Annotated in this window: 10 protein-coding genes; 3 read left to right on the top strand and 7 right to left on the bottom strand. The window is 70.8% G+C overall.

Annotated elements, in window-relative coordinates; genetic code table 11:
• Nucleotides 1-24 precede the first annotated feature (24 nt).
• Nucleotides 25-612, top strand: coding sequence for a GtrA family protein (locus tag DFJ69_RS18875; RefSeq protein WP_245974452.1), 588 nt, complete (start codon nt 25-27; stop codon nt 610-612).
• A 20-nt stretch (nt 613-632) separates the two neighbouring features.
• On the opposite strand, the gene DFJ69_RS18870 is transcribed toward DFJ69_RS18875, so the two are convergent.
• The 5 genes from DFJ69_RS18870 to glgX form a co-directional block, all read right to left on the bottom strand.
• Nucleotides 633-1,910, bottom strand: coding sequence for an ATP-binding protein (locus DFJ69_RS18870; protein WP_116023815.1), 1,278 nt, complete (start codon nt 1,908-1,910; stop codon nt 633-635).
• A 101-nt stretch (nt 1,911-2,011) separates the two neighbouring features.
• Entirely contained in the window at nt 2,012-2,683 is a 672-nt protein-coding gene (locus DFJ69_RS18865; protein ID WP_103944101.1) for a response regulator transcription factor, read from the bottom strand.
• A 240-nt stretch (nt 2,684-2,923) separates the two neighbouring features.
• Nucleotides 2,924-4,690 carry a malto-oligosyltrehalose trehalohydrolase gene (gene treZ, locus DFJ69_RS18860; protein WP_116023814.1) on the bottom strand — a complete coding sequence of 589 codons (1,767 nt, stop codon included), beginning with the start codon at nt 4,688-4,690 and terminating at the stop codon, nt 2,924-2,926.
• A gap of 106 nt (nt 4,691-4,796) precedes the next feature.
• The gene (treY, locus tag DFJ69_RS18855) at nt 4,797-7,037 is read right to left on the bottom strand and encodes a malto-oligosyltrehalose synthase (protein WP_116023813.1); all 2,241 of its coding nucleotides are present in this window, start codon (nt 7,035-7,037) and stop codon (nt 4,797-4,799) included.
• Nucleotides 7,030-9,162, bottom strand: a complete 2,133-nt coding sequence (gene glgX / locus DFJ69_RS18850) for a glycogen debranching protein GlgX (protein ID WP_211328657.1) — start codon at nt 9,160-9,162, stop codon at nt 7,030-7,032. The genes treY and glgX overlap by 8 nt, the downstream gene beginning before the upstream one ends.
• Nucleotides 9,163-9,344: 182 nt before the next feature.
• On the opposite strand from glgX, the gene DFJ69_RS18845 reads away from it, so the two are divergent.
• Together DFJ69_RS18845 and bfr are read left to right on the top strand one after the other, a co-directional pair.
• Complete coding sequence (locus DFJ69_RS18845; protein WP_116023811.1) at nt 9,345-9,647, top strand: (2Fe-2S)-binding protein; 303 nt, start codon at nt 9,345-9,347, stop codon at nt 9,645-9,647.
• A 106-nt stretch (nt 9,648-9,753) separates the two neighbouring features.
• On the top strand, nt 9,754-10,251 hold the full coding sequence (gene bfr, locus DFJ69_RS18840) for a bacterioferritin (RefSeq protein ID WP_116023810.1): 498 nt from the start codon (nt 9,754-9,756) through the stop codon (nt 10,249-10,251).
• 147 nt (nt 10,252-10,398) lie between these two features.
• On the opposite strand, the gene DFJ69_RS18835 is transcribed toward bfr, so the two are convergent.
• Nucleotides 10,399-13,119, bottom strand: coding sequence for a lectin (locus DFJ69_RS18835; protein WP_116023809.1), 2,721 nt, complete (start codon nt 13,117-13,119; stop codon nt 10,399-10,401).
• Nucleotides 13,116-16,166 (bottom strand): RICIN domain-containing protein, encoded by a 3,051-nt coding sequence (locus DFJ69_RS18830; protein WP_116023808.1) that lies wholly within the window; start codon nt 16,164-16,166, stop codon nt 13,116-13,118. The genes DFJ69_RS18835 and DFJ69_RS18830 overlap by 4 nt, the downstream gene beginning before the upstream one ends.
• Nucleotides 16,167-16,192: the final 26 nt, after the last annotated feature.

Below are 16,192 nucleotides of genomic sequence, written 5' to 3'. Positions count from 1 at the left end.
TGCCCGGAAGGACGGTTCCTCTTCGTGAGCCTGGTCGCCAATCTCTATCGGCGGTTCGAGCACCTCGTGCGCGAGCTCGCGAAGTTCGGCAGCGTCGGCGCCGCGGCGTTCGTCATCACCATCGGCCTGGCCAACGCGCTGCAGTTCGGCCTGGAGCTGGGCCCGCTGAAGTCGTTCGTGGTCGCCACCGTGGTCGCCGCGACGTTCGCGTACGCCGCCAACCGCTACTGGACGTTCCGGCATCGCGACCGGTCGGGGCTGGGCCGCGAGTACATGCTGTTCTTCGCGCTGAACGGCGTCGGGCTGGTGATCACGAACCTGTTCATCGGGTTCACCCACTACGGCCTGGGCCAGGAGGGGCCGGTGGCGTACAACATCGCCCTGGTCATCGGCACCGGCGTGGCCACCCTGTTCCGGTTCTGGTCGTACAAGAAGTGGGTGTTCCTCCCGGTCGAGGCCCCCGCGATCGACCCGCACTCGGGCCTCCCCGAGGCCGGGCCCGCCCCTCGTGAGGGCGCCGCGAACGGGCACCGCCGCGCGCCTCAGGGGCATGGTCGGCACGACAAGCCCGGCGAGCGCACCGGGCCTCCTCCGCTGAGCAACCGCCGCTAGGCGTCCGCCCGGACCGGCCCCTAGGCCGGGCCGACCACGACCGGCTCCGCGGCCAGGTGCATCTCCGCCGCCTGCCGCAGGAACACCGCGAACACCGCCGGGCGGGCCTGGAGCAGCTCCAGCCGTCCACCGTCCACCACGGCCAGCGAGCGGGCCAGGTAGAGGCCGAGCCCGGTGCCGCCGCCGCCGGTGACGCTGCGTTCGAACACCCGGCGCTCCAGCTCGGGCGGGACGCCCTGGCCCTCGTCGCCGACCTCCACCACGACCGAGCTGGCGCTGTTCTTGGTGGTGATCGTGACGGTGCCGGCGCCGTGCACCAGCGAGTTGTCCAGCAGCGTGGCCACGATCTGCGACAGGCTCGCCGGGCTGACCAGCCCGATCAGCCCGTGCTCGCCGGTGAGCCGGATGTCGCGCCCGGCCCGCCGGAAGATGGGCCGCCACTCCTCCACCTGCTGGGCCACCACGTCGTCCACGGCCACCGGCTCGGCGGCGCCGGTCCGGTCGTGCCGGGCGCGGGCCAGCAGTTGCTCGACGACCGCGACCAGCCGCTCGGCCTGGGAGAGCGCCGCGGCGCCCTCCTCCCGGACGATGTCGGGATGGTCGGCGGACTCGATCATCTCCTCGAGCCGCATCGACAGCGCGGTCAGCGGGGTGCGGAGCTGGTGGCTGGCGTCCGAGGCGAACTCGCGGCTGGCCGCCAGCAGATCGGCGATCCGCACGGCGCTGCGGTCCAGCACCTCGGCCACCCGGTCCACCTCCGGGATCCCGTAGCGCCGGCGGCGCGGACGGGCGTTGCCGGAGCCGAGCCGGTCGGCGGTCTCGGCGAGGTCGCTGAGCGGCAGGGTGAACTTGCGGGCCTGGAACATGGCCAGCCCGACGGTCACCGCCACGCCCAGCAGCGCCAGACTGCCGATCAGCAGCAGTTGCCGCAGCGCCTCCTCGCGGACCTCGGCGGCGGGGTGGGACACCTGGACGTGCACGCCGCCCGCGGTGCGCGAGTCGGTGAGCAGCTCGGTGCCCTTGCGGAAACGGTCACCGGCGGTCAGGACGGTCTCGTCGGGCAGCCTGATCACGACGTACCGGCCCGGGTACCCCTGGGCGATCCGGTCGGCGGTGACCATGCGGCCCGTGCTCAGGCTGAGCTGCACGCCGCCCAGGATCGTCGAGGTCTCGCGCTCCAGCGACTGGTGCGCCTCCTCGTAGATGAGGCGGTGGGTGGCGTACCCGAGCGGGATGCCCAGCAGCAGGATGGCGACGAGCGCCACCGCGAGGGTCGACAGCAGCAGCCGACGCCTCATCGGGCTCCTCCTTCAGTCGAACGGTGCCGCGTTCACGTGAGGAACCGGGCCGACGCCCGGGGCGCGGCCCGTCCGGGAACGCGTGGTCACGACGCGGTACGTCAGTCTCCGCGCTCGAAGCGGAAGCCGACCCCGCGAACGGTGGTGATGTAGCGCGGGCTGGCGGCGTCGTCGCCGAGCTTGCGGCGGAGCCACGAGATGTGCATGTCGAGGGTCTTGGTGGAGCCCCACCAGTTGGTGTCCCACACCTCGCGCATGATCTGTTCGCGGGTCACCACCTTGCCGGCGTCGCGGACCAGCACCCGGAGCAGGTCGAACTCCTTGGTGGTGAGCTGGAGCTCCTGGTCGCCCATCCAGGCGCGGCGGGACTCGGCGTCGATCCGGACGCCCTGCACGATGGGTGTCTCGGTGCTGCCGCGGCGCAGCAGCGCCCGGACCCGGGCCAGCAGCTCGGCCAGCCGGAACGGCTTGGTCACGTAGTCGTCGGCGCCCGCGTCGAGGCCGACGACGGTGTCGACCTCGTCGGCGCGGGCGGTCAGGATGAGGATGGGCACGCCATGGCCCTCGGAACGCACCCGGCGGGCCACCTCCAGGCCGTCGAGCTCGGGCAGCCCCAGGTCGAGCACGATGAGGTCGACGCCGCCTCCGAGGGCCCTCTCCAGGGCCTGCGGACCGTCGGGGCTGACTTCAACGGTGTACCCCTCGCGCCGCAGCGCACGGGCGAGAGGCTCGGAGATGGACGTGTCGTCCTCGGCGAGCAGTACAGAGGTCATGTCGGCATCGTATGACCATTCATGAACGTTTCCCGGGTGGTGCGGGGCTCTTGACCTGCGGTTTGCCACGTGTAGTACATCCTCGAATACCGCAATACCCGGGTAAAACCCGATGTAACCGTACGTAACGCCACCGGCCTGGAGCGGGAACGGGCCATGGGGCGGTGTCGGGGCCGCCGGCCACGCGCCGAAGTTCGTCCCTCGATGGCATGGTTCGTGGTGATATCGGCGGTCCGCCGGTCAACTCCGTACAGGACCCGAAACAGGACCCGGGCCGGGCCCGAGCACCGCCACCGCGACGCCGGGCAGGGCGACCAGGCCGGCGGACACGGTGATCGCCGGGTCCGAGGTCAGCAGCGGCTCGCCCGGCGGCACCGGGACCAGCACGGGCGCCGAGCCGAGGTTGGCGGCGACGGTCACCCGGCCGCGCCGCATGACGAGGCGGTGTTCGGTCTCGTCGTGGTCGACGATCACCTCGGTCAGCCGGGGATCGGTGAGCTCGGGCAGGCGGCGACGGAGCGCGATCAGCTCCCGGTGCCAGGCGAGCAGCGCGTCGTGCGGGGCCCGGCCGGGCTCGGACCAGTCGAGGACCGAGCGCCGGAACGTGTCCACGGCCTGGGGATCGGGGACCTCGCCCGTCCAGCCGTGCCGGGCGAACTCGCGGCGGCGGCCCTCCGTGACCGCACGACCCAATTCCGTCTCCTCGTGGTCGGTGAAGTAGCACCACGGGGTCGTGGCCCCCCACTCCTCCCCCATGAACAGCAGGGGAGTGAACGGCCCCGTCAGCAGCAGGGCCGCACCGATCTTGAGCAGCCCCGGGTCGAGACCGCCGGACAGCCGGTCGCCGGTGGCGCGGTTGCCGACCTGGTCGTGGTTCTGCAGGTAGCCGAGGAACCGGTGGGCCGACGTCCGCGACACGTCGACGGGCCGCCCGTGGCTGCGGCCCCGGAACGTCGACCAGGTGCCGTTGTGCACGAACACCTCGGTCAGCGCACGGGCCAGCACCTCCAACGGCCCGAAGTCGCAGTAGTAGCCCTGGCGCTCCCCGGTCAGCGCCGCGTGGAGGGCGTGGTGGAAGTCGTCGCTCCACTGCGCGTCCATCCCGAGGCCGCCCGTCTCGCGGGGGGTGACCAGGCGGGGGTCGTTCAGGTCCGACTCGGCGATCAGGAACAGGTCGCGGCCGAGGTGGCCCCGCAGGGTCTCGACCCGGGTCGCCAGCTCCTCCAGGACGTGGACGGCCCTGGTGTCGGCGAGGGCGTGCACCGCGTCGAGCCGCAGACCGTCCAGGTGGTAGTCGCGCAGCCACATCAGGGCGTTCTCGACCACGTAGGCGCGCACCTCGTCGGACCCTGGCTGGTCGAGGTTCACGGCCGGACCCCAGGGCGTGTGGTACGCCGAGGTGAAGTAGGGCCCGTACCGGCTCAGGTAGTTGCCGCTGGGGCCGAGGTGGTTGTAGACGACGTCGAGCACGACGGCCAGCCCGCGCCGATGGCAGGCGTCCACGAAGCGCTTCAACCCGCCGGGCCCTCCGTACGGCTCGTAGACCGCCCACAGGTGGACCCCGTCGTACCCCCAGCCGCGCTCGCCCGGGAACGCCGCCACCGGCAGCAGCTCCACGATGTCGATGCCGAGGGACACCAGGTGGTCGAGCCGATCGACCGCCGCGTCGAACGTCCCCTCCGGGGTGAACGTGCCGACGTGCAGCTCGTACAGGACGGCGCCCGCGAGCGGCCGACCGCGCCACCCGTCGTCGCCCCACTCGTGGAGGTCGTCGTCGTACACCCGGCTGCGGCCGTGCACCCCGTGCGGCTGCCATCGCGAACGCGGGTCGGGCAGCACGTCGCCGTCGTCGAGGACGAAGCCGTAGTCGGTGCCGTGCGAGGCGGCCGGCACCTCGACCGACCACCAGCCCGGCCTGCGGGCGACCGGCTGCATGAGGTGCCGCACATCGTCCACGTCCACCTCGACACGACCCGCCTCGGGCGCCCACACCTCGAAAACGGTCACCCGCGCTCCCCTCGAACGAGCAGAATCCCGGGAACGGGTGGCGCGTCGCCATCGCCGACCTCAAGGCACGGGTCATCGCCCCCGGCACGGCACGCCTCGGACGCCGTCACCCGCGATCCTCCGTGGGAACGAGCAGGGCGACGGGTAGTCGGGCGAGCAACGCGTTCAAGCGCAGGTCGTGGTGCAGGACGCCGGTCAGGACGTCGCGCCAGGGACCGCCGTCGAGGGCGAGGGCGGTGTCGTGCCAGCCCCCGCCGCGTTCCAGCCCGACGGGCAGCCGGGTGACGACGGTGACGGTTTCGCCGCAGCGAAAGGCGAGGGCGTGCTCGGCGGCGGGGCCAGTGGCGTTCAGCGGCTCGTACGGGCCGGGGCGGCGTGCGCGCAGGGCGCGTGAGGTGACCAGGAGCTTCTCGTCGTCCAGGTCGCGGGGCGGCTCGCCCGCGTCGAGGCGGGTCAGGCGGGCGCGTCGGTCGTCGTAGTCGACGGGCCGCCGGTTGTCGGGGTCGACCAGCGACAGGGCGACCAGCTCACAGCCCTGGTAGACGTCGGGCACCCCGGGCATGGTGAGCTGAACGAGCTTCTGGCCCAGGACGTTGACTCGCGCGTAGGGCTCGAGGCGGGCTGTGAACGCGGCGACCCGTTCCGCTGGAATCGACCGCGCGTACTCCAGCACCGCCGCCTCGTAGGCGGGATCGGGGTCGGTCCAAGAGGTGCGGGTCTTGGCCTCGCGCATGGCCTTGGTGAGGTACTCCGCGAGCCGTTCGGGGCTCAGCGGCCAGGCGCCCACGACCGTCTGCCAGAGCAGGTGCTCAAGGTCGGGCTCCAGCGGCGAGTCCGGGGAGCGGAGGTCCCGGAGCGTCTCGGCCCACGCCTCGGGCAGCTCGGCGAGGACCGCCAGGCGGGCGCGCACGTCCTCTTGGCGCTTGGTGTCGTGCGTGGACAGCGTGGTCATCGTGGCCGGCCAGTCGCGGGCCAGCCGGCCGCAGAAGGCGTGGAACTCCTCGGGGCTCACCGAGAACCGGTCGGGCTCGCCCCCGACCTCGTTGCGGGAGACGAGCCGTGACCAGCGGTAGAAGGCGGTGTCCTCGACGCCCTTGGCCATCAGCGGAGCGGCGGTCTGCTGGAAGCGGACCGCCACCTCGGCGGCGGCGTCGGTGCAGCCCACCTTGCCGGAGACGACGGGGACGATCGCCTCCAGAGCCGGGTGAAGTTCGGCGGGGAGCCTGGACCGGGCCGCCTCGGTGGCCGCCTCCAAGACGCTCTCGGTCTGCGGAAACACCTCCTCGCCGGGCTCCACGTAGACGCGGTAGACGGGCATGGCCACCAGCAGCTCCAGCAGCGCATCCCTCAACTCGCCGGTGCCGTACGAGGGGAGCACGCGGCACAGCGCCCGGTGCAGGCGCTCCACCTCGGGCGCCAGGCCCCCTTCGGCCGACTGGCGCTTGGCTTCGTAGGCGACCTGCTCGAAAGGGACGGCGCCGTCGTACACCTCGGTCAGGGGCCCTTCGCCGCGCGGGGAGACGAACACCCCGCCGACCATGCCCAGCGCGTCGTACCCGGTGGTACCCGCGCACGCCCAGTCGGGGGCGAGTTCCTCGGGGCCGGTGAGGATCTTCTCCACGACCGTCCAGACGCCGCCGGTCGCCTCGGCCAACCGGTCGAGATAGGCGCGGGGCGCGGCCAGCCCGTCGGGATGGTCGACCCGCAGGCCGTCGATCAGCCCCTCGCGGACCAGCCTCAAGATCAGCCCGTGGGTGCGGTCGAACACCTCCGGGTCCTCGGCCCGCAGCCCCGCCAGCGACGAGATCTCGAAGAAGCGCCGGTAGTTGGGCCCCTCCCGCCAGGGGGCCAGACGGTAGTGATCGTCGGGCAGCGGGAACATGTGCTCGTGGTAGCGCAGCACGTCGTCCTCACGCGTCGGTACGTCGCCGTCGCCGAGGACCGGCATGACGACGCGGCCCTCCCCGGCCTCCCAGTCGATGTCGAACCACCGCGCGTACGGCGATGCGCGGCCCTCGGCCAGCACCGACCACAGCGGCCGGTTGAGGCTCTCGGGCGCCGGGATCGCCATGTGGTTGGGCACGATGTCGACCACGACCCCGAGCCCCGCCTCCCGGAACCGGGCCACCATGGCGCGGAACCCGTCCTCCCCGCCCAGCGCCTCGGAGACGCGGGTGTGGTCCACGACGTCGTACCCGTGGGCCGAGCCGGGCGCGGCCTGGAGGATGGGCGACAGGTACACGTGCGACACCCCGAGCGCCGCCAGGTACGGGGCCAGCGCGGCGGCCCGCGCGAACCCGAACTCCTCGCGCAACTGGATCCGGTAGGTCGCCCGAGGCTCAGACACGGCGGAGCACCTGGATGGAGCGGCCCTCCACGACCAGCGTCTCCTCCGCCTTCAGGGAGCCCGCGTTCTGCTCCTCCGCCAGCATCGGGTCGGCGGTGTCGATCACCCTGAGCCAGGAGTCGCCGTATCGGTCCGGCGGCAGGGTGAACCGCAGGTCCCCGTGATGGCCGTTGAAGATCAGCAGGAACGAGTCGTCCCGGATCCGCTCGCCGTGCCGGCCCGGTTCGCTGATGGCCTCGCCGTTCAGGAAGACCTGGAGGGACTTGGCGAACCCGGCCAGCCAGTCCGGCTCGGCCATCTCCCGGCCGTCCGGGGTGAACCAGCCGATGTCCGACAGCCGCGAGTCGGCCGGGTCGGTCGGCGGTCGCCCCCGGAAGAACCGCCGGCGGCGGAACACCGGATGGGCCGCGCGCAACCGGGTCAGCTTCTGCACGAAGTCCAGCAGCGGGAAGTTGTCGCGCAGCCGCTCCCAGTCCATCCAGGCCAGCTCGTCGTCCTGGCAGTAGGTGTTGTTGTTGCCGCGCTGCGTGCGGCCCAGCTCGTCCCCGTGGGAGAGCATCGGGACGCCCTGCGAGAGGAACAGGGTGGCCAGCAGGTTGCGCTTCTGCTGCTCGCGCAGCGCCAGCACGTTCAGGTCGTCGGTGGGGCCCTCGTAGCCGCAGTTCCACGACCGGTTGTCGTCGCTGCCGTCCCGGTTGCCCTCGCCGTTGGCGTCGTTGTGCTTGACGTTGTACGACACCAGGTCGTGCAGGCTGAACCCGTCGTGGCAGGTCACGAAGTTGATCGAGGCGCTGGGCCGGCGGCCGTCGTCGGCGTACAGGTCCGAGGAGCCGGTCAGCCGGGAGGCGAAGTCGGCCATGGTCGCCGGACGGCCCCGCCAGTAGTCGCGCACGGTGTCGCGGTAGCGGCCGTTCCACTCGGTCCACAGCGGGGGGAAGTTGCCGACCTGGTAGCCGCCCTCGCCGACGTCCCAGGGCTCGGCGATCAGCTTGACGCGGGAGACGACCGGGTCCTGCTGGACGAGGTCGAAGAACGCCGACAGCCGGTCCACCTCGTGCAGTTCGCGGGCCAGCGTGGCGGCCAGGTCGAAGCGGAACCCGTCCACGTGCATCTCGGTGACCCAGTACCGCAGCGAGTCCATGATCATCTGGAGCACGTGCGGCGACCGCATCAGGAAGCTGTTGCCGGTGCCCGTGGTGTCCATGTAGTAGCGGGGGTCGTCGTCGACCAGTCGGTAGTACGACGGGTTGTCCAGCCCCCGGAACGACAGCGTCGGACCCAGATGGTTGCCCTCGGCGGTGTGGTTGTAGACCACGTCGAGGATCACCTCGATGCCCGCCTCGTGGAGGGCCTTCACCATCGCCTTGAACTCCAGCACCTGCTCGCCGCGCTGCCCGGCGGCCGCGTACTCGTTGTGCGGGGCGAAGAACCCGATGGTGTTGTAGCCCCAGTAGTTGCGCAGCCCCCGCTTGATCAGCAGGTCGTCGTGGACGAACTGGTGCACCGGCATCAGCTCCACGGCGGTGACGCCCAGGTCGGCCAGGTACTCGATCATCACCGGATGGCCGAGCCCGGCGTAGGTGCCGCGCATCCGCTCCGGGATGTCGGGATGGGACACGGTCAGGCCCTTGACGTGGGCCTCGTAGATCACCGTCTCGTGGTACGGGGTGCGCGGCGGCCGGTCGTCGCCCCAGTCGAAGTACGGGTTGGTCACCACCGACCGCATGGTGTGCGGCGCGGAGTCGAGATCGTTGCGCGACCACGGATCCCCGAAGGTGTAGCCGAAACAGGACTGGTCCCAGTCGATCCGGCCCTCGACGGCCTGGGCGTACGGGTCCAGCAGCAGCTTGTTCGGGTTGCAGCGCAGGCCCTGGTGCGGGTCGTAGGGCCCGTGCACCCGGAACCCGTAGCGCTGACCGGGCATGATGCCCGGCAGATGGCCGTGCCAGACGAAGCCGTCGACCTCCGGCAACGTGAGCCTCGTCTCGTTCCCCTCCGGTCCGGCGTCGTCGAACAGGCACAGCTCCACCCGTTCGGCGACCTCGGAGAACACCGCGAAGTTGGTCCCTGCCCCATCGAAATGGGCTCCCAGCGGATAGGCCTGCCCGGGCCAGAAGCTCCCCACGTACCGCCTCCTCGATGCCATCAGGGTGCCTTCCCTCCAAGGGGGGGATCACACCGGCGGGACGAGGACTGGCCAATTCGGACATCCGTGGGTTACCTTAGGGGAGCCTTACCTAATGAGGTACGAGGTCGCCCTGAACAGCGCGCGCTCCCCCGCGCCCTCCCGAGAGGTCTCCCGGCCGGATGTACATCTGCATCTGCAACGGTGTCACCGAGGACGACGTACGCGGTTGCGTCGCCGCCGGCGCCTGCAGCACCAGGGAGGTCCGGCAGGCGTGCGGGATGAAGCCCGGCTGCGGGGTGTGCACCAAGCGCCTGTGCGCCATCGTCAGCGAGGCGCGCACGGCGAGTGAGCTCGCGGACGCCTTCACCGGCGGCCCGCTGCCCCTGGAGGCCGTCTCCTCCGACGCGCCCGCCCAGGTCGGGGTGGGCGCCGGAGTCGGCATGACCGCCGAAGGGGGGTCCGCGTCCTCGACCGCCGCCTGACATAACGGGCCCATCACCCCGTACCGCCTGTGTTGTGCGACATCACAGGGCCGGTCGGGGATCTTATGCTGTCCTAAGCCGTCGATCGCATGGAAGCATGAGATCCATGGAAGGCGACAAGGACATCATCGCGCTGCTCAACGAGCAGCTCACCGCCGAGCTCACGGCGATCAACCAGTACTTCCTGCACGCCAAGATGCAGCAGAACTGGGGCTACACCCGGATCGCGAAGCACACTCGCGAGGAGTCCATCGACGAGATGCGGCATGCGGAACGCCTGACGGACCGCATCCTGTTCCTCGAGGGGCTGCCCAACTACCAGAAGCTCAACCCGCTCCGCATCGGCCAGACCGTCGTGGAGCAGCTCGAGGCCGACCTGGCGATCGAGCTGGAGGCCGTCGCGCGGCTGCGCCCCGGCATCGAGCTGATGCGCTCGCGCGGCGACGTCACCTCGGCGCGGATCTTCGAGGACATCCTCGCCGACGAGGAGCAGCACGTCGACTACCTGGAGACCGAGCTGAGCCTGGTCCGGTCCCTGGGCGAGCAGAACTACCTGCAGCGCCTCACCGAGGCCCCGGGCGAGGGCCTCGAAAGCGTCGACTAGCGCGTGTTTTCGTGTGGGGGGGCGACCCCCCACGCCCCCCGCGCCCGGTCGTCGGGGTCTTCAGCCGGCCGGCCCTCCGCTTGCGCTCCGGGCCGCCCGCCTGAAGCGACCGGGCACTGGTGCGGGTTGCGGTTCGAACCTCCGCCGTCAACTCTGGGGCGCCGTCCAGCGCTGGGCGTTGGTCTGGTTGCAGTCGTAGATCTGGAGCCTTGTTCCGTCGGCGGTCGCGCCGCCCGGCACGTCGAGGCAGCGGCCGGACGCGGGGTTGCGGAACGCCTTGGCCGTCGTGTCGTAGGTCCACTGCTGGGCCGCGCCGCCGTTGCACTGCCAGAGTTGGACCTTCGTCTCGTTGGCGGTGCCGCCGGACACCACGTCCAGGCATTTGCCCAGCGCGGTGACGGTCTTGTCGGCGTTGATCGTCCAGTGTTGTGCGGCGGAGTTGTTGCAGGTCCACAGTTGGACGGCGGTGCCGTTGGCCTGGCTGCTCTGGTCGACGTCCACGCACTTGCCCGGGAGGTCCGAGGTGATCGGACCGCTCGGCCCCTGAGCGGGCGGGGTCACCGGCGTTCCGCCGTACGAGGGGGGCGCCGCCGACGGGGCGGAGGCCCACGACGTGTTGGGTGACGTCCCGAGGGTGTACCCGAACGTTCCGCCGGAGGTGATGGCGTTCTGGGGCAGGTACGCGTTGTTCCAGGCCGCGCCGTTGAAGGTGGCCGACTGCACGTAGGGGGCGTCGGTGGCGGCCCCCGGCGCGTTGATGGTCAGGGTGTTGCCGCTGGGGAGCGTGAGAACGGCCTGGGTGAACACCGGGCTGCCGAGCGCCAGGTCCGACGTCCCGGGGGTCATCGGGTACATGCCGAGGGCCGACCACACGTACCAGGCGCTCATCGTGCCCAGGTCGTCGTTGGAGGGGATCCCCCAGGGGTTGTTCGACCAGAGCTCGTTCTGGACCCGGCGGACCGTCTGCTGTGTCTTGTGGGGCGCGCCGACGTAGTCGTACATCCACGGCAGGCCGATGCTGTGCTCGTTGCCGAGATCGGCGCGACCGCCGGCGCCGCGCAGCTCGGACAGGACGCCGTCGAGGTACTGGGTCAGCTTCGCGTTCCCGCCGAACGCCGAGGAGAGGCCCGCGATGTTGAACGGGACCATTCCCGTGTACTGCCACGAGGTGCCCTCGACGAAGTCGTACAGGCCGTTGGGGTCGGAGGTGCCGCGAGGGGTCGTCGGGTCGAACGCCCCGGCCCAGGCTCCCCCGGCGATGCGCGGCTGCATGAATCCGCTCGCGGGGTTGAAGAGGTTCCGCCAGTTCTGTGCGCGGTTCTGGAGTCGGGTCCGTGTCGCGGTGTCTCCGGTGGCGCCGGCGAAGGCCGCGACCGCGAAGTCGGCGGTGTTGTATTCGAGGGAGGTCGAGACGTTCCCGTACGTGCTGTAGGGATAGGTGGAGCAGGTGACGCCGTTGACGCAGTTCTGGGCCGCGTTGCTCGGCAGATAGCCGTAGGTGTCCAGATGCTCCACGCCCGGACGGATGTTGTTCGGTGTCGTGGCCTGATTCACCATGGCGTTGCGGGCGGCCGTGGTGTCGAAGTCCGTGGCTCCGAACGCGTGGTAATCGGCGAGCAGGACGGCACCCGGATCGCCCACCATGACGAAGGTCTCGATGTTGTTGAGCGACCATTTGGGCAACATGCCGCTCTGCGCGTAGGTGTTGACCATCGACTGGGCGATGTCGGAGGCCACCGACGGAGCGACGAGGGCGTTGAGTTGCGCCTGCGTGCGGTAGATGTCCCAGCCGGAGATCGTGCCGTACTGGGCGGAATGGCCGGGGGTGACGGTGTGCACGGCGTTGTCGAATCCCTGATATTTCCCGTCGGAGTCGCTGACGACGTTGGGATGCAGCAGGGAATGGTAGAGCGCCGTGTAGAACATCGTCTGCTGGGCGGGGGTGCCGCCCGCGATGCCGATCCGGCCGAGGACGTTGTTCCATGTGCTGTGGGCCGCCGTCTTGACCGCGCCGAAGTCCCAGCCGGGGTTCTCTGCGGCGACGTTCCCCCGGGCACCCGCGACGGAGACGTAGGACACCCCGGCCTTGGCGTGCACGACCTTGTCGTTCGTCGTGTCGAAGGTGAGGGCCGCACCGTGGCCGGCGGTGAACGCGGCCGAGGTGAAAGGCCGGTCGAACGTGACACTGAAGTGGATCTTGTAGGTCTTGAAGCCGCAGAAACGGCCGGTGGTGACCGTGCCCGTGATCTCCCGGTCGCCCACGGTGGTCCAAGTGGGCGCGGGGTTGGCGCTGCCGGTCTGACTCCGGTCCAGCTTGAAGAGCAGATTGCCTCGGGCGGCGGTGGCGGGAAAGGTGAAACGGCTCATTCCCGTGCGTTGCGTGGCGGTCAGCTCGGTCTTGATGCCGTCGTTGGTCGTGAGGGCGTAGTTTCCGGCGCCGGCCGACTCGTTGGCGTGCGAATAGCCGGTGGTGAGGTCTCTGGCGGCGGCCAGGTCGACCGTCCCGACCGTGGGCAGGATCGGAACGTCACCGGCACCGCCGCACCCCGGGCCGGACAGGTGCGTGAGGCTGTAGCCCTTGAGCAAGAGGTCTTCGTACCGGTAACCGCCGCCCCACGGGTTCTTCTCGTTGGGGTCCCAGGGCGAGCCGTTGGGATTCCAGGTGTCCGGGCTCCACTGGACCATTCCGAAGGGCACGTCCGCGCCGGGAAAGGTGTTCCCCGCGCCCGAGGTGCCGATGAACGGATTGACCAGGGAGGCCGGGTCGGCGACGACTTCGGCTTGGGCGGTGCCCGCGGGCAGGCCCTGGATGACCGTGCCCGCGAGCACCGTGGCGGCCAGGGCCCGCAGAGTCCGGCGGAGCCTCATGCCGGGATCGTCCAGCGTTGGGCGTTCGACTGGTTGCAGTCGTAGATCTGCAATTGGGTCCCATCGGTGGTGGTGCTGCCCGGCACGTCGAGGCAGCGTCCCGATTGCGGGTTGGTCAGCGCCTTGGTCGTCGCGTTGTACGTCCATTGTTGGGCGCCGCTGTCGTTGCATTCCCAGAGCTGGACCTTGGTGCCGTTGGCCGTGCCGCTGGAGGTCACGTCCAGGCATTTTCCGTAGGACTGGATGTTCCCGTTGGGGTTCATCGTCCACACCTGCCGTGCGCTGCCGTCGCAGGTCCACAGTTGGACGGCGGTGCCGTTGGCCGTGCCACCCTGGTCGACGTTCACGCACTTGCCGGCGATGCCCGAGGCGATGGGTCCGGTCGGGCCGTTCAGTTTGGCGATCGCGGCCTTGAGGTTCGGCAGGGGGCCGATGTGCCGGGGGTCCCCGGCGGGCTGCGGAGTGCCCGTGCTGACCAGCAGATCACGCATCTGCCGGGGGTCCAGGTATTTGCCGGACTGCTTGGCGATGCCCTGAAGCACGGCTGCGGCGCCCGCCACGATGGGGCTGGCGGCGGAGGCACCGTTGAAGTTGTCGCGGTACTGCTTGCTCGGGTCGGTCTCGTTCGGAGTGAGGTTCTTGTACGCCGGGGTGCCGATGGTCGCGGCGCACTCTCCGTAGCCTTGGAGGTCCACCCTCGAGCCGTGCGTCGCCTTGACGGAGGCGGTGAGCGCGGGCGGAGTGTGGCCCGGCTTGCACGCCGTGCCTCCCGGCGGCTCACCCCATCCGACGACGATCGCGCCGGTGTCGGGCTTCGGCTTCCACGTGGTGAACGGCTCGAACGGGTCCGTGGTGGAGTCGAGGCTGTTGCCCTCGTTCCCGGCGGGCTCGATCACGGTGACGCCCTTGTCCACGGCCCGGGTCACGAGGGTGTAGTACTCGGCGAACACCTCGACCGGATAGTTCCGGTGGCCGAGCGCGGCGCTGTGCGTCCACCCCACGCCCTCGAGCAGGATCACGTCGCCCGGTCCCGAGGCGTCCACGGCGGCGGCCACCCCGTTCGCCGCGAAGAGCCCGAGCTGGAGCCTGGCGTGGGGCGCCACGCCGGCCATGCCGACCCCGTTGTCGTCGCGGGCGCTCGTGATCCCGACCACCGGGGTGCCGTGATCGCCGGGTCGGCAGCGGTCTCCCGCCAGGGGCTTCAACCAGACGGGCGGACCGTACGGGGCGGGGCGGCCGGCCAGATCCTCGTGGCAGACGTTCCACACGTTCAGCAGCGTCGTCGGCACGATCGGGTCGGAGCTGGACGTGGTCGTGCCGTCGCCGAGCTGGCCGTCGCCGTTGCCTCCCCAGGCCCGGAACTGGTCCGAGCGCAGGACCGCGACCGTGTGCTGGAGGCCCATCGCGGCGGTCGCCGTGTCGATCGCGGACCGGATCGGGACGTTGGAGTCGGTGGGGGTGCCGTTGCCCAGTTGTCCGTGGCCGTTGTCGCCCCAGGTCCAGAGCGTGTGGTCGGTCTTGAGGGCACCGCTGTGGAAGGTGCCCGCGAAGACGCCCGTGGCATCGGCGAGGCCGCTCACCGGGACCGGGGTGGTGCGGTTGGTGTTGCCGCCGTCCCCGAGCTGGCCGGAGACGCCGAGGCCCCACGCCTTGACCGAACGGTCCGAGAGCAGCGCCAGGGAGTGACCGCCGCCCGAGGCGACCTGGGTGGCGTTGGTGATGCCGCTGACGTTGACGGGGGTGTCGCTGTCGGTGGTCTGCCCGTTGCCGAGCTGGCCGAAGCCGCCGTCGCCCCAGGTCTTGACCGTGCCGTCGGTCAGGACGGCGGTGGAGAAGCCATAGCCGGCGGCGATCGCACCGGGTGTCGTGGAGACGTCCGAGAGGCCGGTGACGAGCACGGGCGTGGTGCTGTTGGTGTCGGAGCCGTTGCCGAGCTGACCGCTGGTGCCCGTGCCCCAGGCCACGACCGCTCCCGATTCCAGCACGGCGAGGACGTGGCCGTCCCTGCCGGCGCTGATCGCGGTGACCGTCAGCCCGTCGAGCTCGGGGACCTTGGCCGGCGTGGTGCGGCGGGTCGTCGTGGTGCCGTCGCCCAACTGGCCCTTGGAGTTGTCACCCCACGTCCACACGCTCCCGTCGGTGGTGAGCGCCACGGAGAAGCCGTCCCCGGCGCTGACGGCCTTGACGCCGCTCAACCCCTTGACCTGGGTCATCGTGGTGCGCGAGGTCGTGCTGCCGTCACCGAGCTGGCCTTGGGAGTTGTCGCCCCAGGCCCACACGGTGGGTTGCGCCTCGGCGGTGACCATCAGCGAGTGGCCGTCGGAGGCGGCCAACGAGCCGGGCAGGCGGCTCGGATTCGGAACGTAGTCACCGCCGCCCTCCACGTCGGTGATCGTGATGCCGTCGCCCTTGCCGCCGGACAGCGTGGCGGCGTGATCCGCGTCGATCCCGGTGCCCGTGCTCGCGCCGACCGCGTTGCGGTAGTGCTGGTGGGACCGCAGGGGTTCGGACGGCGTACGGGTCAGCGCCCGCGCCTGAGCGATCTCCACGGCGGGCATCCGGTTCAGCGCGGCGAGCACCCCCTCGATGTCGTGGGGCACCGTGATCACGAACCACGAGTTCAGGTCGGCCACCTCGCGGCCGAGCCGCTTCTTCAGGCGGTCCTGCTCGGCGGCGACCTCCTGCTCCGACCGGGTCATCAGGCGGTCGATCACCATGCCCGGGTACCTGTCGAGCAGGGCCGTGAGGGCGGCGGCGTCGGCGGCGTTCCCCGCGACCGCCTTGCCGCCGCGAACCCGCACGCGGCGTTCGGTGCGGAACTTCACCGTGATCTCGGTTCGGGAGAAGCCCTGGGGCAGCGGCCCGTGGGTGCCGAGCGCCTTCCCCTTCTCGCGGCTGAAGTCGTACGGCTGCGTCGTGGGGGCCGGCGTCGCCGCCGCGTTCCCCGGAGCGACGACCGCGACGGGGAGGAGGATGACCGCGACCGCGGTCCCGGACCACCACCGCCGGAGACGCGATCCACCGATTCGTGCTCGGACACCAGGCATGGTTCTCCTCGCATGACCCGCGGTTG

It is taken from the genome of Thermomonospora umbrina, from assembly GCF_003386555.1.
GTDB classification, from domain to species: Bacteria; Actinomycetota; Actinomycetes; order Streptosporangiales; family Streptosporangiaceae; genus Thermomonospora; species Thermomonospora umbrina.
This window is presented reverse-complemented; position numbering and strand designations above follow the sequence as displayed.